This window comes from Pseudomonas sp. LBUM1666, assembly GCF_059695775.1.
This window is the reverse complement of sequence record NZ_CP166789.1, coordinates 136,891-163,643: the sequence shown is the minus strand read 5'-3', so window position 1 is coordinate 163,643 and position 26,753 is coordinate 136,891. Positions and strand designations below refer to the sequence as shown.

The following is a 26,753-nucleotide window of genomic DNA, read 5'->3' as shown; positions in this document are numbered from 1 at the left end:
GGTCAGCTCCCTTGCAGCGGTTTGGCGTCCTGGAAGAAGTAGTCCTTCCACGAGTCCGGTTTGTTTTTGATCGCGCCGACGCGGTAGAGGAACTCGGCCAGCGGGTAAGTATTTTTCGGCGTGACGCTGAATTCGAACTGCGGGTTATCGATGATTTTCAGCAGCGCGGCACGGTCGATTTTGGCCTTGGTGACGCGGATGTACGTGTCCGCCGCCGCGCCTTTATCGTTCTGGGCAAACTCGGCCGCCTCAGTCAGTGCCTGGACAAACGCCTTATAGGTTTTCGGGTTCTCGTCGCGGAATTTCTCGGTGGCGAACAACACCGTCGGCGAGTTCGGGCCGAGCACATCGTTGGAATTCAGCACAACGTGGACGTTAGGGTTGGCCAGCTCTTGATCCTGGAACGGCGGGTTGGAAAAGTGCCCGGTCAACTCGGTGCCGCCGGCAATCAGCGCCGCCGTGGCGTCGGGGTGCGGAACGGCGATGGTGTACTTGTCGAGGCGATTGAATTCCTTGTCGCCCCACTGCTTGGCGGCTGCGTATTGCAGGATGCGCGACTGCACCGACACCCCGACCGCCGGCACCGCGATGCGGTCCTTCTCGGTGAAGTCGGCGATGGTTTTGACCTTTGGATTATTGCTCACCAGGTAGTACGGGAAGTTGCCGAGGGAGGCGACGGCTTTGACGTTCTGCTTGCCGTGGGTGCGGTCCCAGATGGTCAGCAGCGGACCGACACCCGCACCGGCGATATCAATCGAACCGGAGAGCAACGCATCGTTGACCGCCGCACCGCCGGAGAGCTGGGTCCAGTCGACCTTGATGTCGATGCCTTCCTGCTTGCCGTACTTCTCGATCAGGTTTTGATCGCGCACCACATTGAGCAACAGATAAACGATGCCGAACTGCTCGGCGATGCGGATTTCACCTTCAGCGTGGGCCACGGTCGGCGCCACCAGGCTGCCGGCGATCAGGCTGAAACCCAGGCCGATGGCCGCGGCCAGCGGTGCAAATGGAAGACGTTTGGACATGAGAATTTCTCCGACAATTCAGAAAGGCGCGTCGCCCTGGATGGTGGTGCGATACAACTTGCGGCGCAGGTAGCTCGGGCATCCGGCGGCGAGATGAATCAGCGAACGGTTGTCCCAGAACACCAGGTCGTGGGCCTGCCATTGATGGCGGTAGATGTTTTGCGGCAGCACGCTGTGGGCGTAGAGCTCGTCGAGCAGTTGCTTGCTCTCGTCCTCCGGTAAACCAACGATGCGCGTGGTGAAACCCTCACTGACGAACAACGCTTTGCGACCGTTTTCCGGGTGGGTACGAACAATCGGGTGGACCACTTCAGCGACCTGAGCGAGTTGCTCGGGCGTCAGCGTCGGACGCCAGTTGCCTTCGAATTTGGTCTCGCTGTAGCGCGCGGTGTAGGAGTGCGCCGCCAAGCGGCCTTCGACCGCTTTGCGCAGTGCGTCGGGCAGGTTGTCCCAGGCTTTATGCATGTCGGCGAACAACGTGTCACCACCTTCGGACGGCAATTCCTGGGCGTGCAGCATCGACCCAAGGCTTGGCAGTTCTTTATAGGACAGGTCGGAGTGCCAGAATTTGCCGGCGTCACCGAGGCCGATGGATTGGCCGTTGTCGATGATGTTGGAAACGATAAGGATTTCCGGGTGACCGGCCAGCAGGAACTGCTTGAGCACATGGATCTGCAACACGCCGAAACGGCGGCTGAAAGCAATTTGCTGCTCGGGGGTAATGCGCTGGTCGCGGAACACCACGACGTGATGATCCAGGTGCGCGCGGTGGATGCGGGCGAAGTCCTGATCTTTGATCGGGCGGGACAGGTCGAGGCCGATGATTTCGGCACCGACAGCGCCACTGAACGGGCGGATGTCGAAGGTTTGCGGCGCGATGTTCGCGGCGCTTGGGAAAGCCGTTGCTGCAGACATAAATCACTCCCACGCACGGCACGCTCAAGGGCGCGCGCGTCGATCAAGAAACTCACGGAGGTCCCGTGTTGGTTCGTGTCGTGCGGCGCGCCGATTGGTCGGCAGGTACGCAGGAGAATGACTTTATAGATATAAGAACTGAAATTTAAATACCGTTAGCGAATAACGATATGGCTTTTGATTTTTGCCGGTCTCAAGGCCGCCATCGCGAGCAGGCTCGCTCCCACAGGGTTATGTGTCGATCACAAAACCCTGTGGGAGCGAGCCTGCTCGCGATAGGGGCATCAGCCCCAGCCGAGAACTACCGCTCGTGCAACGCCTCGGCCCGCGCGCGAATGATCGGCTTGAGCAGGTAACTGAGAACAGTCTTCTTGCCCGTGATGATGTCCACCGACGCCACCATCCCCGGGATGATCAGCAACGGCTTTTCATCCGTCCCCAGGTGACTGCGATCAGTGCGCAGTTTGATGATGTAGTAAGTGGTTTTTTTGTCTTCATCGGTAATGGTGTCAGCACCGATCTGTTCAAGCCTGGCCTTCAGCCCACCATAAATGGTGTAGTCGTAAGCCGTGAACTTCACCGTAGCCTCTTGCCCCGGATGCAGGAAGGCAATGTCTTGCGGGCGAATCTTCGCTTCCACCAGCAAGGTGTCGTCCAGTGGCACGATTTCCACCAGGTCGCTACCCGGCTGGATCACGCCGCCAATGGTATTGACCAGCAACTTGTTGACGATGCCGCGCACCGGCGATGTCACCAGCGTCCGGCTGACCCGGTCTTCCAGCGCCTTGCCGGTGGCCTGGGCCTTGTTCAGATCAGTGCGTGCTTCATTGAGTTGAGTCAGTGCTTCGCTGCGGAATTTGCCGCGAGTCTCGTCGATCTTGCGTTGTACTTCCTTGATCGCCGATTCGGCACGTGGGATCGCCAAGGTAGTGGCATCCAGCTGCCCGCGAGTTTCGACCTCGGCACGCTTGAGTCGCAAAACTTCCACTGGCGATACCGCGCCCTGAGCCACCAACGGCTCGGACATGTTGATTTCCTGACGCTGCAGCGACAACGCATTGCGATACTGAGACTGTTTGGAGGTGAACTCGCGCAGCTCTTGTTGACGCTGGATCAACTGCTCCTTCAAGCCACCGATTTCATCGTACAGTTGCTGACGACGGCTGATGTACAGCGACTCTTCACTGGCCGCCTGAGTGGGAACAGCCTTGAGCACATCGGCGGGGAAGTTCAGCGCACGGTCATCGACCTCGGCACTCAAGCGCTCCACACGCAGCAGCATCGAGAGCCGATCGGCCTCGGTTTCGCCGACGTTGGAGGCGAATCGCGTGTCGTCCAGGCGAATCAGCGGTGCGCCGGCCTCGACGATCTGCCCTTCGGTCACGAACAACTCGGAGACGATGCCGCCCTCAAGGTTCTGGATTTTCTGGATCTTGGACGACGGAATCGCCTTGCCGTCGCCCTTGGTGACTTCGTCGATCACGGCGAAGTTGGCCCAGAGCATCAGGAACACGAAGAAGCCGATGATCGCCCAGATGGTCAGCCGCACCACGCGTGGGGCGTCCTCGATCAGCGCTTTGTTGACCTCGGGAAGTGGCTGGCCATGCAGCGACTCGGAGCCTTTGAAATAACGGCCGATCGAATTCTTGAAACCCGACTTAAGCAACACTGATCTGCCCCTTCTTCAACGCTTCCATCACTGCGGCTTTCGGGCCGTCGGCGAGAATCTGCCCGCGATCGATAACGATCAGACGATCCACCAGCGACAACAGCGAAGCCCGGTGCGTCACCAGCACCACGGTTTTGTTTTCAACCACCGCCGCGAGGCGTTGCTTGAGGCGTTCTTCGCCGGTGTTGTCCATGGCGCTGGTCGGCTCATCGAGCAGCAGGATCGGCGGGTTGAGCAACAACGCACGGGCCAGGGCAACGTTCTGGCGCTGACCGCCAGACAGGTTCTGCCCGCGCTCGCCGACTTGCAGCTCATAACCCTGCGGGTGCAGACGGGCGAATTCGTGGACGCCGGCCAGTTCGGCAGCTTGCAGCACCATTTCGTCTTCGACATAGCGCGCGCCCGACACGAGGTTGTCGCGCAGAGTCCCGGCCAGCAGCTGGATGTCCTGGGCCACGTAGCCAATGTTGTGGCGCAATTCGCTGACGTCGATCTGACGGATATCGACGCCATCCACCAACAGGGCGCCGTCGTCCGGCTGGTAGAGGCCTACGAGCAGTTTGGCCAGGGAGCTTTTACCCGAGCCGCTGCGACCGATGATGCCGATCTTCTCGCCAGGCTTGATGATCAGGTTGATGTTCTTCAGCGCCGCATTCTGTTGGTTCGGGTAGGTGAAGTTCATCTGCCGGCATTCGATGGCGCCTTGCAGCACCTTGCGGCTCAGTGGACGTTCCTCGAAGTTGCGCTCTTGCGGCAGCTCCATCATCTGATCGACCGAGGTCATGGTCACCCGCGCTTGCTGGTAACGCGTCAGCAGGCCAGACAGCGAGGCCAGCGGGCTGAGCGCGCGGCCGCTGAGCATGTAGCAGGCGATCAAACCGCCCATGCTCAGGTGACCGTCGATGATCTGGTACACCCCGAAGACGATCATGATCACCCCGGCCAATTGCTGGATCAGCAAGGTGATGTTCATCGCCAGACCGGAGAGCATTTTCACCCGCAATTCGAGGCGGCTGAGGGTGCCGATGGTCTGCTCCCACTGATACTGGCGTTCGCTTTCGGCGTTGTTGACCTTCACCGCATCAAGGCCGGCGAGGGTTTCGATAAGGCCCGACTGACGCTCGGCGCCCAGGGCCATGGTCCGTTCCATGGTCGCCACCAACGGCTTCTGCAAGGCATAGCCGATCAGCAGGGCAATCGGAAACGCCAGCACCGGAATCCACACCAGGTGCCCGCCAAGGATCGCGATGACCATGAAGATCAGCAACGTGAACGGCAGGTCGATCAGACTGGTGAGGGTCAGCGAAGCGAGGAAGTCCCGCAGGCTCTGGAACTCGTGGATATTCTGCGCAAAGCTGCCGACCCGGGCCGGACGGTACTTCATGGACATACCGACGATGCGTTCGAACAATGTCGCCGAGATGATCAGGTCGGTTTTCTTGCCGGCCAGATCCAGACAGAGGCTTCGCAGGCTCTTGAGGATCAGGTCGAACATATAAGCGCCAGTGATGCCGATGGCCAGCACCCACAGGGTCGATTCGGCCTGGTTCGGCACGACGCGGTCGTAGACGTTCATCACGAACAGCGGCGCGGCCATGGCAATGATGTTGATCAGGAAACTGGCGGCGATGGCGTCGGCGTACAGCCAGCGCGAACGCTTGAGGGTGTCGCGGAACCACGAGCGCGCGCGTGGGATCAGGGTGCCGTGATTGACGTCGAATTTGTGCTGGGGTTGAGCGAAGAACACTTTGCCGATGTAGTCATCGGCCAGCAGCTCGCGACTGACAACACTTTCGCCGCCATCGCTTTCGCTGAGCAGCAGGCGCGCCTGGTCGTCACCTTGCCAACCGAGCAGGACGGCACTGCGACCATCCTTGAGCAGCAACAGCGCCGGCATGGCAATCGCCGGGATCTGTTCCAGTTTGCGCACCAGCACCCGCCCTTGCAGGCCGGCGCGAGCGGCCGCGCGGGGCAGCAATTCAACGCTCAGGCGCTGCTTGGGCAACGGCAGGCCGGTGGTCAACATCGCGGCGCTGGCCGGTTTTTGATGCAGGGTGCAAAGAGCCAGCAAGCCGTCCAGTAATGGATCGTCGTGCAGCGCGCGTGGATCATGAATGAGTTGAACTCGACTGACTTCTGATTCCACGCTCGGCACTCTTGGCTAACAATTGAACAATGAAGGTTCTGCTCAGTTCATACCGGGCAGTTGAACCTTGGGCTTCACGTCGTTTTGCACGACGGATGCCAACGGTGCGACCACTCCCTGGCTCTTGAGCAACTCGCCCATGGTCGCCTTGATTCGGTACTGAGTAAATAACTGAATGTTCTTGATCTCCGCCAGACGACGAGAAGCCGAGAACAGCTCGTTTTCACTGTCGAGCAGGTCGAGCAAGGTGCGCTCGCCGAGACCGAACTGCTTTTGATAGGCGGTGCGCACGCGGGTGCTGTGATCGACATATTGCTGGGCGATCGGCACTTGGGCATTGGCGTTGTTCAAGGCATTCCAGGCCAGGCCCAGATCTTCGTTCAATACGCGCAAGGCGTTGTTGCGAATATCCAGTGCCTGGTTGGACAGGTAGGACTTGGCTTCCAGATCAGCCTTGTTGCTGCCGCCCGCATACAAATTGAAGCGCATACGCAACATGGCCTGCCATTCATTGCTGTGACCGTTCTGGCCGTCGAGATCGTTGTCGGCGGTGCGCCCCAATTCGGCATCGAAACGCGGGTAGAAGGTCGACTTGGCGGCTGCGTATTGTTTCTCGGCCGCGGCGATGTCGGATTCGGCGGAACGCAGAATCGGGCTGTTTTCCAGCATCTGCGCCCGGGCTTCATTCAGGTTGGCCGGCAACAGCGCCATGAAATCGGAAGGACGCTCCAGCTGATCGGGCATCTGGCCAACGGCGCTGAGGAAGTTGGTCTCGGCGTCAGCCAGGTTGGTCTGTTCGGTGATCAGGTTGTTGCGGGCCTGGGCCATACGCGCTTCTGCCTGATCAAGGTCGGCGCCGCTGCCCACGCCGCGCTGGGTGCGCAACTTGATCTGGTCGAAAATCCGTTCGTGGCTCTTCAGGTTGTCGGTCGCCAGGCGCACGAACTCACGGCGGGTCAGTACGTCGAGGTACACCTGTGCGACGGTGAGCGCGGTGCGTTCGGACGTGCCCAGCAAGGAGTAGGCGCGGGAATTAACGGTGGCTTGTTGGCGCCCCACTTCACTGGAGGTCGCAAAACCGTCAAAAACCATTTGCGACAACCGCACGGTCGATTCGCTGCGATTCAGGGTTTCCCAGTGATTGTTGTTGCCGGCGGCACGCGTGGTGACGTTGTCAGTGCCTTCGCGACCATAACCGCCCAGCAGATCGACCCGCGGGAGGTATCCCCCTTTTGCTGCCTTTAACTGATAATCCGCGGCCAATCGACTGTTAACGCCTGCCTGGATTTCCGGATGGACATCCAGTGCCTGTTGCATGGCCTCCGGAAGGGACTGCGCCTGAACAAAACTGGCGGCAAGGACGAAGGGTAAAGCCGTGAGCAGATGCAAACGCATGGTTGGAGTTTCCAGGATTTACTTGTCTTGAATCACTGCAGAACGTGCCGCTGCATCGGATGATGACAACCGGAATGACCGTATGTCGGAAAGTTGCATTTTAGAACTGCGTCACACTCTGCGTGGCAGGTCAGCACCTAAATATCAATGTGACATTACGGAGGCGAGTGTTTAGGATGACAGGCAGAAGGTCAATAGTTTGGCATAAAGTTTATAGCGAAAGAATATAGCCAATTTATTGACGAATAACCGCGTCAAAGTTGTGCCTCTATTATCTTGAAAGTACATCCAGACTGAGTGCGATCAACCGCTCTCAGGTCCATGGACGTCTACTGAATGTGACACCCGGAGAGTCTTCAATGAGCAGTGTTGTGGCCATCGTCAAAAGCATTGTCGGTCAGGTTTTCGCTGTGTCCCCAGAGGGCGTGCGCCGCGTACTCGTTGAAGGCGACCGGTTGTTTGTCGGCGATCAGGTTGACACCGGCGCGGCGGGCGCCGTTACGCTTGAACTGGCTGACGGCCGGACCCTGGACCTGGGCCGCGACACTCAGTGGAGCGGCAGCGACCCGGACTCCAGCGCTGACCTTGCACAAGCCACTGCACAAGCCGCGCCATCGGTTGAAGAGCTGCAGCAAGCCATCGTTGCCGGTGCCGACCCGACCACCGACCTTGAAGCCACCGCAGCCGGCCCGACGGCTGCCGGCACAGGCGGCGCGGCAGGTGGCGGCCACAGCTTCGTGATGCTGGATGCAACCGCTGGCCGGGTCGACCCGACCATTGGTTTCCCAACCGACGGTCCTGATTCCACTGCCACAACCACCACGCTCGATACCGGTAGCCAGAACACTACGGCCACCAACGCTCCGAGTGTACTGATCGCTGATACTGGCACTCAGGCCGAAGACAGCGTCGCGACCGGCAATGTACTGAACAACGATAGCGATGCCGAAACGCCCCTCAGCGTCGCCAGCTTCACCGTCGCCGGCATGGCCGGCAGTTTCACCGCAGGCCAGACGGCGACCATCGTCGGCGTCGGTACGTTGACCATCGGCACCAATGGCAACTACACCTTTACTCCGGACGCCAACTACAACGGCGCCGTACCGCAAGTCACGTACACCACCAACACCGGCTCGACCAGCACGCTGGACCTCACCGTGACGGCGGTCGATGATCCGAGTGTTTTGACTGCAGACACCCAAACCATTGCAGAAGACACCCCTGCGATCGGCAACGTGCTGAGTAACGACAGCGACGTCGACAACGTCCTGAGCGTGGCCACCTTTACCATCGCCGGCGTCAATGCCACCTTCACAGCCGGCCAGACTGCCACCATTGCCAATGTCGGCACTCTGATCATTGCGGCCGATGGCGCTTACACCTTCACCCCGGCGGCCGACTACAACGGCACGGTGCCGACGGTCAGCTATACCGTCACTGACGGCTCTGGCTCTGGCGTCACTTCGACCTTGAACATCAGCGTTACCCCGGTTGATGACAGCTTCACCGATGCCAGCGAAACGATCTCCGGTCTGGAAGATGCCCCAGTGACTGGCAGCGTTCTTACCGGTACCAACAGCGTCGACGGTCCGGTCAGTGTGCTCAACTTCACGGTCGGCGGTACTCAGTACCAGGCCGGTGAAACCGCCACTATTGCCAACGTTGGCAACTTGGTCATCGGCTCGAACGGTGCGTACACCTTCACCCCGGCGACCAATTACAACGGCAGCGTGCCAACGGTGAACTACACCGTCACCGACGGCTCCGGTTCTGACGTCACTTCGACCCTGAACATCAGCGTCACCCCGGTGAACGACACCTTCACCGATGCCAGCGAAACAGTCTCCGGTCTGGAAGATGCCCCAGTGACCGGCAGCGTTCTTACCGGTACGTCGAGCGTCGACGGTGACGTCAGCGTGCTCAACTTCACGGTCGGCGGTACTCAGTACCAGGCCGGTGAAACCGCCACTATTGCCAACGTTGGCAACTTGGTCATCGGGTCGAACGGTGCCTACACCTTCACCCCGGTGGCCAACTACAACGGCCCGGTGCCAACGGTCAGCTACACCGTCACCGACGGTTCCGGTACGGACGTCACTTCGACCCTGAACATCAGCGTCGCCCCGGTTGATGACAGCTTCACCGATGCCAGCGAAACGGCGATCACCAACGAAGACACGGTGGTCACGGACAACGTGCTGACCGGTACTTCGAGCGTCGACGGCGACGTCAGCGTGGTCAACTTCACGGTCGGCGGTACCCAGTACCAGGCCGGTGAAACCGCCACTATTGCCAACGTCGGCACCCTGGTGCTCGCGGCCAATGGCGCTTACACCTTCACTCCGGCGACCAATTACAACGGCAGCGTGCCCACGGTCAGCTACACCGTCACCGACGGTTCGGGCAGCAATGTCACCTCGACCCTGAACATCAGCGTCGCCCCGGTTGATGACAGCTTCACCGATGCCAGCGAAACAGTCTCCGGTCTGGAAGATGCCCCAGTGACCGGCAGCGTTCTTACCGGTACGTCGAGCGTCGACGGCGACGTCAGCGTGGTCAACTTCACGGTCGGTGGTACTCAGTACCAGGCCGGTGAAACCGCCACTATTGCCAACGTCGGCACCCTGGTGCTCACGGCCAATGGCGCTTACACCTTCACCCCGGCGACCAATTACAATGGTGCTGTGCCTACGGTCAGCTATACCGTCACTGACGGCTCTGGCTCTGACGTCACTTCGACCCTGAACCTCAGCGTCACCCCGGTCGACGACAGCTTCATCGATGCCAGCGAAACGGTGATCACCAACGAAGACACGGCGGTCACGGACAACGTGCTGACCGGTACGTCGAGCGTTGATGGTCCGGTCAGTGTGCTCAACTTCACGGTCGGCGAAACCACCTACGCCGCGGGCAGTACCGCGACTATTGCCAATGTCGGCACCCTGGTGCTTGCCGCCAATGGCGCCTACACCTTCACCCCGGTGGCCAACTACAACGGCCCGGTGCCAACGGTGAGCTATACCGTCACTGACGGCTCTGGCTCTGACGTCACCTCGACCCTGAACATCAGCGTCGCCGCGGTGAACGATACCTTCACCGATACCAGCGAAACAGTCTCCGGTCTGGAAGATGCCTCAGTGACCGGCAGCGTTCTTATCGGTACGTCGAGCGTCGACGGTGACGTCAGCGTGCTCAACTTCACGGTCGGTGGTACCCAGTACCAGGCCGGTGAAACCGCCACTATTGCCAACGTCGGGACTCTGGTCATCGGCTCGAACGGTGCGTACACCTTTACCCCGGCGACCAACTACAACGGCAGCGTGCCGACAGTCAGCTACACCGTCACCGACGGTTCCGGTACGGACGTCACCTCGACCCTGAACATCAGCGTCACCCCGGTTGATGACAGCTTCACCGATGCCAGCGAAACGGCGATCACCAACGAAGACACGGCGATCACGGACAACGTGCTGACCGGCACTTCTAGCGTCGACGGTGACGTCAGCGTGGTCAACTTCACGGTCGGCGGTACCCAGTACCAGGCCGGTGAAACCGCCACTATTGCCAACGTCGGCACCCTGATGCTCGCGGCCAATGGCGCTTACACCTTCACTCCGGCGACCAATTACAACGGTGCTGTGCCCACGGTGAACTACACCGTCACCGACGGTTCCGGTACGGACGTCACCTCGACCCTGAACATCAGCGTCACCCCGGTTGATGACAGCTTCACCGATGCCAGCGAAACGGCGATCACCAACGAAGACACGGCGATCACGGACAACGTGCTGACCGGCACTTCGAGCGTCGACAGTGACGTCAGCGTGGTCAACTTCACGGTCGGCGGTACCCAGTACCAGGCCGGTGAAACCGCCACTATTGCCAACGTCGGCACCCTGGTGCTCGCGGCCAATGGCGCTTACACCTTCACCCCGGCGACCAATTACAACGGCACGGTGCCCACGGTCAGCTACACCGTCACCGACGGTTCCGGTACGGACGTCACTTCGACCTTGAACATCAACGTCACCCCGGTCGACGACAGCTTCACTGACATCAGCGAAACCGTGACCACCAGCGAAGACGCCCCGGTGACCGGCAGCGTCCTCACCGGCACCAGCAGCGTCGACGGCCCGGTCAGCGTGCTCAATTTCACCGTCGGTGAGACCACCTATACGGCCGGCCAGACCGCCACTATTGCCAACGTCGGCACCTTGGTCATCGGGTCGAACGGTGCGTACACCTTCACCCCGGCAACCAATTACAACGGCACGGTGCCCACGGTCAGCTACACCGTCACCGACGGTTCCGGTACGGACGTCACCTCGACCCTGAACATCAGCGTCACCCCGGTGAACGACACCTTCACCGATGCCAGCGAAACGCTGATCACCAACGAAGACACGGCGGTCACTGACAACGTACTGACCGGCACTTCGAGCGTCGACGGTGACGTCAGCGTGGTCAACTTCACGGTCGGCGGTACCCAGTACCAGGCCGGTGAAACCGCCACTATTGCCAACGTCGGCACCTTGGTCATCGGCTCGAACGGTGCGTACACCTTCACCCCGGCGACCAATTACAACGGTGCTGTGCCCACGGTGAGCTACACCGTCACCGACGGTTCCGGTACGGACGTCACTTCGACCCTGAACATCAGCGTCACCCCGGTGAACGACACCTTCACCGATGCCAGCGAAACGCTGATCACCAACGAAGACACGGCGGTCACTGACAACGTGCTGACCGGTACGTCGAGCGTCGACGGTGACGTCAGCGTGGTCAACTTCACCATCGGTGAAACCACCTACGCCGCGGGCAGTACCGCGACCATCGCCAATGTCGGCACTCTGGTCATCGGCTCGAACGGTGCGTACACCTTCACCCCGGCGGCCAACTACAACGGCAGCGTGCCAACGGTGAACTACACCGTCACCGACGGCTCCGGTTCTGACGTCACTTCGACCCTGAACCTCAGCGTCACCCCGGTCGACGACAGCTTCATCGATGCCAGCGAAACGGCGATCACCAACGAAGACACGGCGGTCACGGACAACGTGCTGACCGGCACTTCGAGCGTCGACGGCGACGTCAGCGTGGTCAACTTCACGGTCGGTGGTACCCAGTACCAGGCCGGTGAAACCGCCACTATTGCCAACGTTGGCAACTTGGTCATCGGCTCGAACGGTGCGTACACCTTCACCCCGGCGACCAACTACAACGGCACGGTGCCCACGGTCAGCTACACCGTCACCGACGGTTCGGGCAGCAATGTCACCTCGACCCTGAACATCAGCGTCACCCCGGTTGATGACAGCTTCACCGATGCCAGCGAAACAGTCTCCGGTCTGGAAGATGCCCCAGTGACCGGCAGCGTTCTTACCGGCACTTCGAGCGTCGACGGCGACGTCAGCGTGGTCAACTTCACGGTCGGCGGTACCCAGTACCAGGCCGGTGAAACCGCCACTATTGCCAACGTCGGCACCTTGGTCATCGGGTCGAACGGTGCGTACACCTTCACCCCGGCGACCAATTACAACGGCAGCGTGCCGACAGTCAGCTACACCGTCACCGACGGTTCCGGTACGGACGTCACCTCGACCCTGAACATCAGCGTCGCCCCGGTGAACGACAGCTTCACCGATGCCAGCGAAACGGCGATCACCAACGAAGACACGGCGGTCACGGATAACGTGCTGACCGGCACTTCGAGCGTCGACGGCGACGTCAGCGTGGTCAACTTCACGGTCGGTGGTACTCAGTACCAGGCCGGTGAAACCGCCACTATTGCCAACGTCGGCACCTTGGTCATCGGGTCGAACGGTGCGTACACCTTCACCCCGGCGGCCAACTACAACGGCACGGTGCCCACGGTCAGCTACACCGTCACCGACGGCTCCGGTTCTGACGTCACTTCGACCCTGAACCTCAGCGTCACCCCGGTCGACGACAGCTTCATCGATGCCAGCGAAACCGTGACCACCAGCGAAGACGCCCCGCTGACCGGCAGTGTGCTCGCCGGCACCAGCAGCGTTGATGGTCCGGTCAGCGTGCTCAATTTCACGGTCGGTGGTACTCAGTACCAGGCCGGTGAAACCGCGACCCTCGCCAACGTCGGCACCTTGGTGCTTGCCGCCAATGGCGCCTACACCTTTACTCCGGCGACCAATTACAACGGTCCGGTGCCAACGGTCAGCTATACCGTCACCGACGGTTTCGGTACGGACGTCACTTCGACCCTGAACATCAGCGTCACCCCGGTGAACGACACCTTCACCGATGCCAGCGAAACGGCGATCACCAACGAAGACACGGTGGTCACGGACAACGTGCTGACCGGTACTTCGAGCGTCGACGGCGACGTCAGCGTGGTCAACTTCACGGTCGGTGGTACCCAGTACCAGGCCGGTGAAACCGCCACTATTGCCAACGTCGGCACCCTGGTCATCGGCTCGAACGGTGCGTACACCTTCACCCCGGCGGCCAACTACAACGGCAGCGTGCCAACGGTGAACTACACCGTCACCGACGGCTCCGGTTCTGACGTCACTTCGACCCTGAACCTCAGCGTCACCCCGGTCGACGACAGCTTCATCGATGCCAGCGAAACGGCGATCACCAACGAAGACACGGCGGTCACGGACAACGTGCTGACCGGTACTTCGAGCGTCGACGGCGACGTCAGCGTGCTCAACTTCACGGTCGGCGGTACTCAGTACCAGGCCGGTGAAACCGCCACTATTGCCAACGTCGGCACCCTGGTGCTCGCGGCCAATGGCGCGTACACCTTCACCCCGGCGACCAATTACAACGGCACGGTGCCCACGGTCAGCTACACCGTCACCGACGGTTCCGGTACGGACGTCACTTCGACCCTGAACATCAGCGTCACCCCGGTGAACGACACCTTCACCGATGCCAGCGAAACAGTCTCCGGTCTGGAAGATGCCCCAGTGACCGGCAGCGTTCTTACCGGTACGTCGAGCGTCGACGGTGACGTCAGCGTGCTCAACTTCACGGTCGGTGGTACCCAGTACCAGGCCGGTGAAACCGCCACTATTGCCAACGTCGGCACCCTGGTGCTCGCGGCCAATGGCGCGTACACCTTCACCCCGGCGACCAATTACAACGGCACGGTGCCCACGGTCAGCTACACCGTCACCGACGGTTCCGGTACGGACGTCACTTCGACCCTGAACATCAGCGTCACCCCGGTGAACGACACCTTCACCGATGCCAGCGAAACAGTCTCCGGTCTGGAAGATGCCCCAGTGACCGGCAGCGTGCTGACCGGCACTTCGAGCGTCGACGGCGACGTCAGCGTGGTCAACTTCACGGTCGGTGGTACCCAGTACCAGGCCGGTGAAACCGCCACTATTGCCAACGTTGGCAACTTGGTCATCGGCTCGAACGGTGCGTACACCTTCACCCCGGCGACCAACTACAACGGCACGGTGCCCACGGTCAGCTACACCGTCACCGACGGTTCCGGTACGGACGTCACTTCGACCCTGAACATCAGCGTCACCCCGGTGAACGACACCTTCACCGATGCCAGCGAAACAGTCTCCGGTCTGGAAGATGCCCCAGTGACCGGCAGCGTGCTGACCGGCACTTCGAGCGTCGACGGCGACGTCAGCGTGGTCAACTTCACGGTCGGTGGTACCCAGTACCAGGCCGGTGAAACCGCCACTATTGCCAACGTTGGCACCTTGGTCATCGGCTCGAACGGTGCGTACACCTTCACCCCGGCGACCAACTACAACGGCACGGTGCCCACGGTCAGCTACACCGTCACCGACGGTTCGGGCAGCAATGTCACCTCGACCCTGAACATCAGCGTCACCCCGGTTGATGACAGCTTCACCGATGCCAGCGAAACCGTGACCACCAGCGAAGACGCCCCGCTGACCGGCAGTGTGCTCGCCGGCACCAGCAGCGTTGATGGTCCGGTCAGCGTGCTCAATTTCACGGTCGGTGGTACTCAGTACCAGGCCGGCCAGACCGCCACTATTGCCAATGTCGGCACCCTGGTGCTTGCCGCCAATGGCGCCTACACCTTCACCCCGGTGGCCAATTACAACGGTGCTGTGCCCACGGTCAGCTACAGCGTTACCGACGGTTCCGGTACGGACGTCACTTCGACCCTGAACATCAGCGTCACCCCGGTGAACGACACCTTCACCGATGCCAGCGAAACGGCGATCACCAACGAAGACACGGCGATCACTGACAACGTGCTGACCGGTACTTCGAGCGTCGACGGCGACGTCAGCGTGGTCAACTTCACGGTCGGCGGTACTCAGTACCAGGCCGGTGAAACCGCCACTATTGCCAACGTCGGCACCTTGGTCATCGGGTCGAACGGTGCGTACACCTTCACCCCGGCGGCCAACTACAACGGCAGCGTGCCAACGGTGAACTACACCGTCACCGACGGCTCCGGTTCTGACGTCACTTCGACCCTGAACCTCAGCGTCACCCCGGTCGACGACAGCTTCACCGATGCCAGCGAAACGGCGATCACCAACGAAGACACGGCGGTCACGGATAACGTGCTGACCGGCACTTCGAGCGTCGACGGCGACGTCAGCGTGGTCAACTTCACGGTCGGTGGTACTCAGTACCAGGCCGGTGAAACCGCCACTATTGCCAACGTCGGCACCTTGGTCATCGGGTCGAACGGTGCGTACACCTTCACCCCGGCGGCCAACTACAACGGCACGGTGCCCACGGTCAGCTACACCGTCACCGACGGCTCCGGTTCTGACGTCACTTCGACCCTGAACCTCAGCGTCACCCCGGTGAACGACAGCTTCATCGATGCCAGCGAAACCGTGACCACCAGCGAAGACGCCCCGCTGACCGGCAGTGTGCTCGCCGGCACCAGCAGCGTTGATGGTCCGGTCAGCGTGCTCAATTTCACGGTCGGTGGTACTCAGTACCAGGCCGGCCAGACCGCCACTATTGCCAATGTCGGCACCCTGGTGCTTGCCGCCAATGGCGCCTACACCTTCACCCCGGTGGCCAATTACAACGGTGCTGTGCCCACGGTCAGCTACAGCGTTACCGACGGTTCCGGTACGGACGTCACTTCGACCCTGAACATCAGCGTCACCCCGGTGAACGACACCTTCACCGATGCCAGCGAAACGGCGATCACCAACGAAGACACGGCGATCACTGACAACGTGCTGACCGGTACTTCGAGCGTCGACGGCGACGTCAGCGTGCTCAACTTCACGGTCGGCGGTACTCAGTACCAGGCCGGTGAAACCGCCACTATTGCCAACGTCGGCACCTTGGTCATCGGGTCGAACGGTGCGTACACCTTCACCCCGGCGGCCAACTACAACGGCAGCGTGCCAACGGTGAACTACACCGTCACCGACGGCTCCGGTTCTGACGTCACTTCGACCCTGAACCTCAGCGTCACCCCGGTCGACGACAGCTTCATCGATGCCAGCGAAACGGCGATCACCAACGAAGACACGGCGGTCACGGACAACGTGCTGACCGGTACTTCGAGCGTCGACGGCGACGTCAGCGTGCTCAACTTCACGGTCGGCGGTACTCAGTACCAGGCCGGTGAAACCGCCACTATTGCCAACGTCGGCACCCTGGTGCTCGCGGCCAATGGCGCTTACACCTTCACCCCGGCGACCAATTACAACGGCAGCGTGCCGAGCGTCACCTACACCGTCACCGACGGTTCCGGTACGGACGTCACCTCGACCCTGAACATCAGCGTCACCCCGGTGAACGACACCTTCACCGATGCCAGCGAAACGCTGATCACCAACGAAGACACGGCGGTCACTGACAACGTGCTGACCGGTACGTCGAGCGTCGACGGTGACGTCAGCGTGGTCAACTTCACGGTCGGTGGTACTCAGTACCAGGCCGGTGAAACCGCCACTATTGCCAACGTCGGGACTCTGGTCATCGGGTCGAACGGTGCGTACACCTTCACCCCGGCGACCAACTACAACGGCACGGTGCCCACGGTCAGCTATACCGTCACTGACGGCTCCGGTACGGACGTCACCTCGACCCTGAACCTCAGCGTCACCCCGGTGAACGACAGCTTCACCGATGCCAGCGAAACGCTGATCACCAACGAAGACACGGCGGTCACTGACAACGTACTGACCGGCACTTCGAGCGTCGACGGTGACGTCAGCGTGGTCAACTTCACGGTCGGCGGTACCCAGTACCAGGCCGGTGAAACCGCCACTATTGCCAACGTCGGCACCTTGGTCATCGGCTCGAACGGTGCGTACACCTTCACCCCGGCGACCAATTACAACGGTGCTGTGCCCACGGTGAGCTACACCGTCACCGACGGTTCCGGTACGGACGTCACTTCGACCCTGAACATCAGCGTCACCCCGGTGAACGACACCTTCACCGATGCCAGCGAAACGCTGATCACCAACGAAGACACGGCGGTCACTGACAACGTGCTGACCGGTACGTCGAGCGTCGACGGTGACGTCAGCGTGGTCAACTTCACCATCGGTGAAACCACCTACGCCGCGGGCAGTACCGCGACCATCGCCAATGTCGGCACTCTGGTCATCGGCTCGAACGGTGCGTACACCTTCACCCCGGCGGCCAACTACAACGGCAGCGTGCCAGCGGTGAGCTACACCGTCACCGACGGCTCCGGTTCTGACGTCACTTCGACCTTGAACATCAACGTCACACCGGTCGACGACAGCTTCATCGATGCCAGCGAAACGGCGATCACCAACGAAGACACGGCGGTCACGGACAACGTGCTGACCGGCACTTCGAGCGTCGACGGCGACGTCAGCGTGGTCAACTTCACGGTCGGTGGTACCCAGTACCAGGCCGGTGAAACCGCCACTATTGCCAACGTTGGCAACTTGGTCATCGGCTCGAACGGTGCGTACACCTTCACCCCGGCGACCAACTACAACGGCACGGTGCCCACGGTCAGCTACACCGTCACCGACGGTTCGGGCAGCAATGTCACCTCGACCCTGAACATCAGCGTCACCCCGGTTGATGACAGCTTCACCGATGCCAGCGAAACAGTCTCCGGTCTGGAAGATGCCCCAGTGACCGGCAGCGTTCTTACCGGCACTTCGAGCGTCGACGGCGACGTCAGCGTGGTCAACTTCACGGTCGGCGGTACCCAGTACCAGGCCGGTGAAACCGCCACTATTGCCAACGTCGGCACCTTGGTCATCGGGTCGAACGGTGCGTACACCTTCACCCCGGCGACCAATTACAACGGTGCTGTGCCCACGGTGAGCTACACCGTCACCGACGGTTCCGGTACGGACGTCACTTCGACCCTGAACATCAGCGTCACCCCGGTGAACGACACCTTCACCGATGCCAGCGAAACGCTGATCACCAACGAAGACACGGCGGTCACTGACAACGTGCTGACCGGTACGTCGAGCGTCGACGGTGACGTCAGCGTGGTCAACTTCACCATCGGTGAAACCACCTACGCCGCGGGCAGTACCGCGACCATCGCCAATGTCGGCACTCTGGTCATCGGCTCGAACGGTGCGTACACCTTCACCCCGGCGGCCAACTACAACGGCAGCGTGCCAACGGTGAACTACACCGTCACCGACGGCTCCGGTTCTGACGTCACTTCGACCCTGAACCTCAGCGTCACCCCGGTGAACGACACCTTCACCGATGCCAGCGAAACGCTGATCACCAACGAAGACACGGCGGTCACTGACAACGTGCTGACCGGTACGTCGAGCGTCGACGGTGACGTCAGCGTGGTCAACTTCACCATCGGTGAAACCACCTACGCCGCGGGCAGTACCGCGACCATCGCCAATGTCGGCACTCTGGTCATCGGCTCGAACGGTGCGTACACCTTCACCCCGGCGGCCAACTACAACGGCAGCGTGCCAACGGTGAACTACACCGTCACCGACGGCTCCGGTTCTGACGTCACTTCGACCCTGAACCTCAGCGTCACCCCGGTCGACGACAGCTTCATCGATGCCAGCGAAACGGCGATCACCAACGAAGACACGGCGGTCACGGACAACGTGCTGACCGGCACTTCGAGCGTCGACGGCGACGTCAGCGTGGTCAACTTCACGGTCGGCGGTACCCAGTACCAGGCCGGTGAAACCGCCACTATTGCCAACGTCGGCACCTTGGTCATCGGGTCGAACGGTGCGTACACCTTCACCCCGGCGACCAATTACAACGGCAGCGTGCCGACAGTCAGCTACACCGTCACCGACGGTTCCGGTACGGACGTCACCTCGACCCTGAACATCAGCGTCGCCCCGGTGAACGACAGCTTCACCGATGCCAGCGAAACGGCGATCACCAACGAAGACACGGCGGTCACGGACAACGTGCTGACCGGTACGTCGAGCGTCGACGGTGACGTCAGTGTGCTCAACTTCACGGTCGGCGGTACCCAGTACCAGGCCGGTGAAACCGCCACTATTGCCAACGTCGGCACCCTGGTCATCGGGTCGAACGGTGCGTACACCTTCACCCCGGCGGCCAACTACAACGGCAGCGTGCCAACGGTGAACTACACCGTCACCGACGGTTCCGGTACGGACGTCACCTCGACCCTGAACATCAGCGTCACCCCGGTGAACGACACCTTCACCGATGCCAGCGAAACGGCGATCACCAACGAAGACACGGCGGTCACGGACAACGTGCTGACCGGTACGTCGAGCGTCGACGGTGACGTCAGTGTGCTCAACTTCACGGTCGGCGGTACCCAGTACCAGGCCGGTGAAACCGCCACTATTGCCAACGTCGGCACCCTGGTCATCGGGTCGAACGGTGCGTACACCTTCACCCCGGCGGCCAACTACAACGGCAGCGTGCCAACGGTGAACTACACCGTCACCGACGGCTCCGGTACGGACGTCACTTCGACCCTGAACCTCAGCGTCACCCCGGTGAACGACAGCTTCATCGATGCCAGCGAAACGGCGATCACCAACGAAGACACGGCGGTCACGGACAACGTGCTGACCGGTACTTCGAGCGTCGACGGCGACGTCAGCGTGGTCAACTTCACGGTCGGCGGTACTCAGTACCAGGCCGGTGAAACCGCCACTATTGCCAACGTCGGCACCTTGGTCATCGGCTCGAACGGTGCGTACACCTTCACCCCGGTGGCCAACTACAACGGCAGCGTGCCAGCGGTGAGCTACACCGTCACCGACGGCTCCGGTTCTGACGTCACTTCGACCTTGAATATCAACGTCACCCCGGTCGACGACAGCTTCACTGACATCAGCGAAACCGTGACCACCAGCGAAGACGCCCCGGTGACCGGCAGTGTGCTGACCGGCACTTCGAGCGTCGACGGTCCGGTCAGCGTGCTCAATTTCACCGTCGGTGAGACCACCTATACGGCCGGCCAGACCGCCACTATTGCCAACGTCGGCACCTTGGTCATCGGGTCGAACGGTGCGTACACCTTCACCCCGGCAACCAACTACAACGGCACGGTGCCGACGGTGAGCTACACGGTCACCGACGGCTCCGGTTCTGACGTCACTTCAACCCTGAACATCAGCGTGACCCCGGTCGACGACAGTTTCACCGACGCCAGCGAAACCGTGACCACCAGCGAAGACGCCCCGGTCACCGGCAGCGTGCTGGCGGGTACCTCGAGCGTCGACGGTCCGGTCAGCGTGCTCAACTTCACCATCGGTGAGACCACCTATACGGCCGGCAGCACCGCGACTATCGCCAACGTCGGCACCCTGGTCATCGGAGCGAACGGTGCCTACACCTTCACCCCGGCGACCAACTACAACGGCACGGTGCCCACGGTCAGCTACAGCGTTACCGACGGTTCCGGCAGCAACGTCACTTCGACCCTGAACATCAGCGTCGCCCCAGTCAATGACCCGAGCGTCCTGACCGCGGATACCAACTCTGTCGATGAAGACCACGTTGCCACCGGCAACGTGCTCGGCAATGACAGCGATGTCGACAATGCTCTGAGTGTCGCGACATTCACCGTACAAGGTGTCACCGGCTCCTTCACCGCCGGTCAAGTCGCAACGATCGCCGGCGTCGGCACTGTGACTATCGCCGCCAACGGCGACTACAGCTTCACCCCAACGGCGAACTGGAATGGCACCGCGCCACAGATCAGCTACACCACCAACACCAATTCCATCAGTACGCTGAACATCACGGTCAACTCGGTCAACGACGCTCCGACCGTCAGTACCACCTCGGCCACTGGTAATGAAGATCAATTGATCGCCGTACAGCTCGGCGGCAATGACGTCGACGGCAGCGTCGGCCACTTCAACCTGACCAGCCTGCCGGCCAATGGCGTGTTTTACGCTGACGCCGCCGGGACCATCGCGTTGACCGCCAGCAGCGTGATCTCCGCAACCGCCAACGGCGCAACGGTTTACTTCAAGCCCACTAGCGACTGGAGTGGCACCACCCATTTCACCTACAACTCGACCGACAACCAGGGCATGCCCTCCGCGTCTTCGGCAACCGGCACCATTGTCGTCGCGCCAGTAACCGATACTCCAAGCCTGTCACTGACCGGTGGCGGTATGGTCGTCTCGACCGACTTCCAGGAAGTCGCTCTGAACAGCGGCCATGGCGACGTCAATGTCAACAAGCTCGGCAACGGCGTCTGGCACACTGACAACAGCGGTGGCATGGTCGAAATCGGCAAGGCCAGCGTCTACGGTGCCGGCGCCGATAACCAGGTCATTGAACTGGAGCGCAACGCCGGCGATGCGAGCAACCTCTACACCACTATCGATGCCAAGGCCGGCAGCACCTATAACGTGTCGTTCGACTATGCACCGCGTGCTGGTGTGGATAATTCGCTTATCAATGTGTACTGGGGCGGCCAACTCATTGGCACCCTGAACACCTCGACCACCGGCATGCAGCACTACAGCTTCGACATTCCGGTCACTGCCGATGGTAACCAGAAGCTCGAGTTCCGCGCCGGGGACAGCAACAGCCTGGGCGGCCTGCTGGACAACATCAATGTCGCTCAGGTGCTCAACTCGGGCCTTGAAGACCACGCGATCCTGTTGTCGACCATCCAGGCCCATACCAACGACGTCGATGGTTCGGAAACACTCACTCTCACACTGAACGGCTTGCCGGCGGGTTCCAGACTCACCGACGGCACCCACACCTTCAATGCTGCCGACGGCTCGACGTCGGTGGACATTACTGGTTGGAACCTGTCCACGCTCAAGCTGACACCGCCGACGAACTTCAATGGCGACATCCCCCTGACCGTCACGGCCACCGCCAAAGACGGCGATGCCCCGAGCGCCAGCACCTCGCTGCCGTTGGTGGTGCACGTCGGTGCCGTCGATGACGCAAGCGTGCTGCAGGCGGACAAGCTCACTGTCGACGAAGACCACAACGCGACCGGCAACGTGCTGACCAACGACCACGATGTCGATAACGTCCTGAGCGTCACCAGCTTCAACGTGACCGGGGTCAACGGCAACTTCACGGCGGGCCAGAACGCGACCATTACCGGTGTCGGAACGCTGATCATCGCCAGCAACGGCGACTACACCTTCAAGCCGGCTGCCGACTGGAATGGCAACGTTCCACAGGTGACATACACCACCAACACCGGCTCGAGCAGTACGCTGAACATCAGTGTTACGCCGGTTAATGACAACTTCACCGACATCAGCGAAACCGTTACGACCAACGAAGACGCAGTGGCCACCGGCAACGTGTTGTCGGGTACTTCGAGCGTTGATGGCGCAGTCAGCGTGGTCAACTTCACCATCGGTGCGACCACCTATGTGGCAGGCGCCACGGCGACCATCACCAACGTCGGGACCCTGGTAATCGGGGCGAACGGTGCCTACACCTTCACCCCGGTCGCCAACTACAACGGCAGCGTGCCGAGCGTCAGCTACTCCGTCACCGACGGTGACGGCAGCAACGTCACTTCGACTCTGAATATCAGTGTTACGCCGGTGAACGACAACTTCACCGACGCCAGCGAAACCATTACGGTCAACGAAGATACTGCGGCCACCGGCAACGTGCTGTCCGGCACTTCAAGCGTCGACGGCCCGGTCAGTGTGGTCAGCTTCACCATCGGCGGGACCACCTATGTGGCAGGCGCCACGGCGACTATCACCAATGTCGGCACCCTGGTGCTTGCGGCCAACGGTGCCTACACCTTCACACCGGCCGCCAACTACAACGGCAGCGTCCCGACCGTCAGCTACAGCGTCACCGACGGTTTGGGTAGCAATGTCACTTCGACCCTGAACATCAGCGTCACCCCCGTCGACGACAGCTTCACCGACGCCAACGAAACGATTCCCACCCTGGAAGACACCGCCATTACCGGCAGCGTGCTCACCGGCACGAGCAGCGTCGACGGCCCGGTCAGTGTGGTCAGCTTCACCATCGGCGGGACCACCTATGTGGCAGGCGCCACGGCGACTATCACCAATGTCGGCACCCTGGTGCTTGCGGCCAACGGTGCCTACACCTTCACACCGGCCGCCAACTACAACGGCAGCGTCCCGACCGTCAGCTACAGCGTCACCGACGGTTTGGGTAGCAATGTCACTTCGACCCTGAACATCAGCGTCACCCCCGTCGACGACAGCTTCACCGACGCCAACGAAACGATTCCCACCCTGGAAGACACCGCCATTACCGGCAGCGTGCTCACCGGCACGAGCAGCGTCGACGGCCCGGTCAGCGTGGTCAGCTTCACCATCGGCGGGACCACCTATGTGGCAGGCGCCACGGCGACTATCACCAACGTCGGCACCCTGGTACTTGCGGCCAACGGTGCCTACACCTTCACGCCGGCCGCCAACTACAACGGCAGCGTCCCGACCGTCAGCTACAGCGTCACCGACGGTTTGGGTAGCAATGTCACTTCGACCCTGAACATCAGCGTCACACCCGTCGACGACAGCTTCACCGACGCCAACGAAACGATTCCCACCCTGGAAGACACCGCCATTACCGGCAGCGTGCTCACCGGCACGAGCAGCGTCGACGGCCCGGTCAGCGTGGTCAGCTTCACCATCGGCGGGACCACCTATGTGGCAGGCACCACGGCGACTATCACCAACGTCGGCACCCTGGTACTTGCGGCCAACGGTGCCTACACCTTCACGCCGGCCGCCAACTACAACGGCAGCGTCCCGACCGTCAGCTACAGCGTCACCGACGGTTTGGGTAGCAATGTCACTTCGACCCTGAACATCAGCGTCACCCCGGTCAATGACCCGAGTGTGCTGACTGCTGACAGCAACACCGCCCTCGAGGACAAGATCGCCACCGGCAACGTACTGACTAACGACCGCGATGTGGATAACGTCCTGAGCGTGGCCAAATTCACGGTGGGTGGCACCGAGTACGCAGCAGGCGCCACGGCGACCATCGCCAACATGGGCACCTTGGTGCTTGCGGCGAACGGGACTTACACCTTCACCCCGGTCAGCAATTGGAGCGGCAAGGTTCCGACCGTGACCTACACCACCAGCACCGGATCCAGCACCACCCTGGATATCAGTGTGACCGCGGTCGCAGATGCACCGATCGTGACCGCCACCACCACTCAGGTGGCCGAGAACAGCAGCATTGCGTTGGGCTTGAAGGTAACGTCGCCGGACACTGATGGTTCTGAAACCCAGACCATCACCACGATCGGCGGCATCCCGGCAGGTGCGACCCTGACCGACGGCACGCACACCTTCACGGGCACGACCGGTAACGCTGTCGTCAACCTCAGCGGGTGGGATGTGAGCAAGTTGAGCTACACCCCGGCACCATACGCCACCGGTACCAACACGCTGACAGTTACGGCAGTCTCGACCGAAAGCCAGGGTGATTCGGCCAGCAGTTCGATACAGATTCCGATCACGATTAATCCGGCGGTCTATAACTCGATCACCGCCACCGCAGCAAATGACAATTTCGTCGGCACCGGCGGCAACGACATCATGGTCGCCGACATCGGCGGGCTGACTGTGGTGCCGGGTACCAACTACAACATTGCGTTCATGGTCGACAGCTCGGGCAGTATGAGCGACGCCTCGGTCAAGGCCGCTAAGGACTCGCTGACGTCGGTGTTCAACACGCTCAAGCAGAGCATCGGTGCAACCGGCTCAGGTACCGTGAACATTTTCATTGCAGACTTCGATGACCGGGTCAACAAGTCGGTCTCGGTCAACCTGAACGATCCAACCGCGCTGACCCAGCTCAAGGCGGTACTCGATTCAATGACGTCCGGCGGCGGTACTAACTACGAGGATGTGTTCAAGGCCACGGCCAACTTTTTCAAAAGCATGGGTGCCGGCGCAACTAATCTGACCTACTTCATCACAGACGGTAAGCCAACCTATTATCAGAAGGATGAGCAAGGCAATCCGACGCTGTATGACAACGTGAAACTTGATGATGTGCTCAAGATGGGCAGCTACAAGCTGGGGGAAAGTTATAACGCCCAGCTCGATTCTGACCACAAGATTAGCGTCGACAGGGACGGCAATCTGACCCTGTCCGTCAAGTACACCTTCTTTTGGTATGGCTACGATCTCGGTCAGGTCCATGCCCAAGGCGACGGGACCTTTGAGCTGTCCGAACTGGGCGGTACCGGCAAAGCCACCACCTCTAACTACGATAACTCGGCGAACAATTCCAGCGACAGCTTCGCTTTGCTGGCCAAGTTGTCTCAGGTCGAAGCGATTGGCCTGAACAACGAGATCAGCCCCAACGACCTGAAACCGTACGACACCGACAATAAACCGCAGACCAACATCAACCCCACGGACTTGGCCAACGCCATTGTCGGTCACACCGAAGCGACAATGCCAGGCGCCGACACGGTCAATGGCGGCGACGGCAACGACATCCTGTTCGGCGACCTGGTGAGCTTCAACGGCGTTGCCGGTGAGGGCTATCAGGCGATGCAGGCATTCGTCGCCCAGCAAACCGGCGTGGACGTCAGCAAAGTCACCACCAGCAACGTGCACCAGTTCATCACCGAGCACTACACCGCGTTCGATGTGTCCGGGGCGCATGACGGTAATGACTCGCTGCTGGGCGGTGCCGGCAATGACATTCTCTTCGGCCAGGGAGGCAACGACATCCTCGACGCCGGCAAGGGCAACGACATCCTGCTCGGTGGCAGCGGTAACGACTCGCTGATGGGCGGTCAGGGTAACGATATTCTGATGGGTGGTTCGGGTGCCGACACCTTCGTCTGGAAGGCTGGCGACACCGGCAGCGACGTGATCAAGGACTTCAAGGCCAGCGAGGGTGATCGCATCGACTTGCGCGATCTGCTGCAGGGCGAAACCGGCAGCACCATCGACAACTTCCTGAAGATCACCACCGTGGACGGCGTTTCGTCCCTGCAAGTCAACTCCGCCGGCAAGTTCAACGGCGCCGACGCTGCAGCGGCGCAACCCGATGTGACGATCAAACTGGAAGGCAACAACTGGTCCAGCGCCAACATCAACTCGTTGATTGCCGGCAGTGACCCGACCATCAAAATCGATCACAACAACAGCTGATCCAACGAAAAACGGCCGCCCTTATGGGGCGGCCGTCACGT

At 60.9% G+C, this 26,753-nt stretch carries 6 protein-coding genes; 1 reads left to right on the top strand and 5 read right to left on the bottom strand.

Annotation, left to right across the window (positions count from 1 at the left end; genetic code table 11):
- Positions 1 to 2: 2 nt before the first annotated feature.
- The 5 genes from ACA056_RS00685 to ACA056_RS00665 form a co-directional block, all read right to left on the bottom strand.
- Positions 3 to 1,028, bottom strand: coding sequence for an ABC transporter substrate-binding protein (locus ACA056_RS00685; protein ID WP_046047244.1), 1,026 nt, complete (start codon positions 1,026 to 1,028; stop codon positions 3 to 5).
- A gap of 18 nt (positions 1,029 to 1,046) precedes the next feature.
- Positions 1,047 to 1,943, bottom strand: a complete 897-nt coding sequence (locus ACA056_RS00680; RefSeq protein WP_497269749.1) for a TauD/TfdA dioxygenase family protein — start codon at positions 1,941 to 1,943, stop codon at positions 1,047 to 1,049.
- A 301-nt stretch (positions 1,944 to 2,244) separates the two neighbouring features.
- Positions 2,245 to 3,612 carry an HlyD family type I secretion periplasmic adaptor subunit gene (locus ACA056_RS00675; protein ID WP_497269747.1) on the bottom strand — a complete coding sequence of 456 codons (1,368 nt, stop codon included), beginning with the start codon at positions 3,610 to 3,612 and terminating at the stop codon, positions 2,245 to 2,247.
- Complete coding sequence (locus ACA056_RS00670; protein ID WP_497269745.1) at positions 3,602 to 5,758, bottom strand: type I secretion system permease/ATPase; 2,157 nt, start codon at positions 5,756 to 5,758, stop codon at positions 3,602 to 3,604. Before ACA056_RS00670 ends, ACA056_RS00675 begins: the two co-directional genes overlap by 11 nt.
- Before the next feature lie 42 nt (positions 5,759 to 5,800).
- Complete coding sequence (locus tag ACA056_RS00665) at positions 5,801 to 7,153, bottom strand: TolC family outer membrane protein (RefSeq protein WP_497269743.1); 1,353 nt, start codon at positions 7,151 to 7,153, stop codon at positions 5,801 to 5,803.
- A gap of 359 nt (positions 7,154 to 7,512) precedes the next feature.
- On the opposite strand from ACA056_RS00665, the gene ACA056_RS00660 reads away from it, so the two are divergent.
- Complete coding sequence (locus tag ACA056_RS00660; protein WP_497269741.1) at positions 7,513 to 26,712, top strand: tandem-95 repeat protein; 19,200 nt, start codon at positions 7,513 to 7,515, stop codon at positions 26,710 to 26,712.
- Positions 26,713 to 26,753: the final 41 nt, after the last annotated feature.

Coding starts and splice junctions, on each gene's coding strand:
- ACA056_RS00685 (WP_046047244.1), bottom strand. CDS start 1,028: ATGTCCAAACGTCTTCCATTTGCACCGCTGGCCGCGGCCATCGGCCTG.
- ACA056_RS00680 (WP_497269749.1), bottom strand. CDS start 1,943: ATGTCTGCAGCAACGGCTTTCCCAAGCGCCGCGAACATCGCGCCGCAA.
- ACA056_RS00665 (WP_497269743.1), bottom strand. CDS start 7,153: ATGCGTTTGCATCTGCTCACGGCTTTACCCTTCGTCCTTGCCGCCAGT.
- ACA056_RS00660 (WP_497269741.1), top strand. CDS start 7,513: ATGAGCAGTGTTGTGGCCATCGTCAAAAGCATTGTCGGTCAGGTTTTC.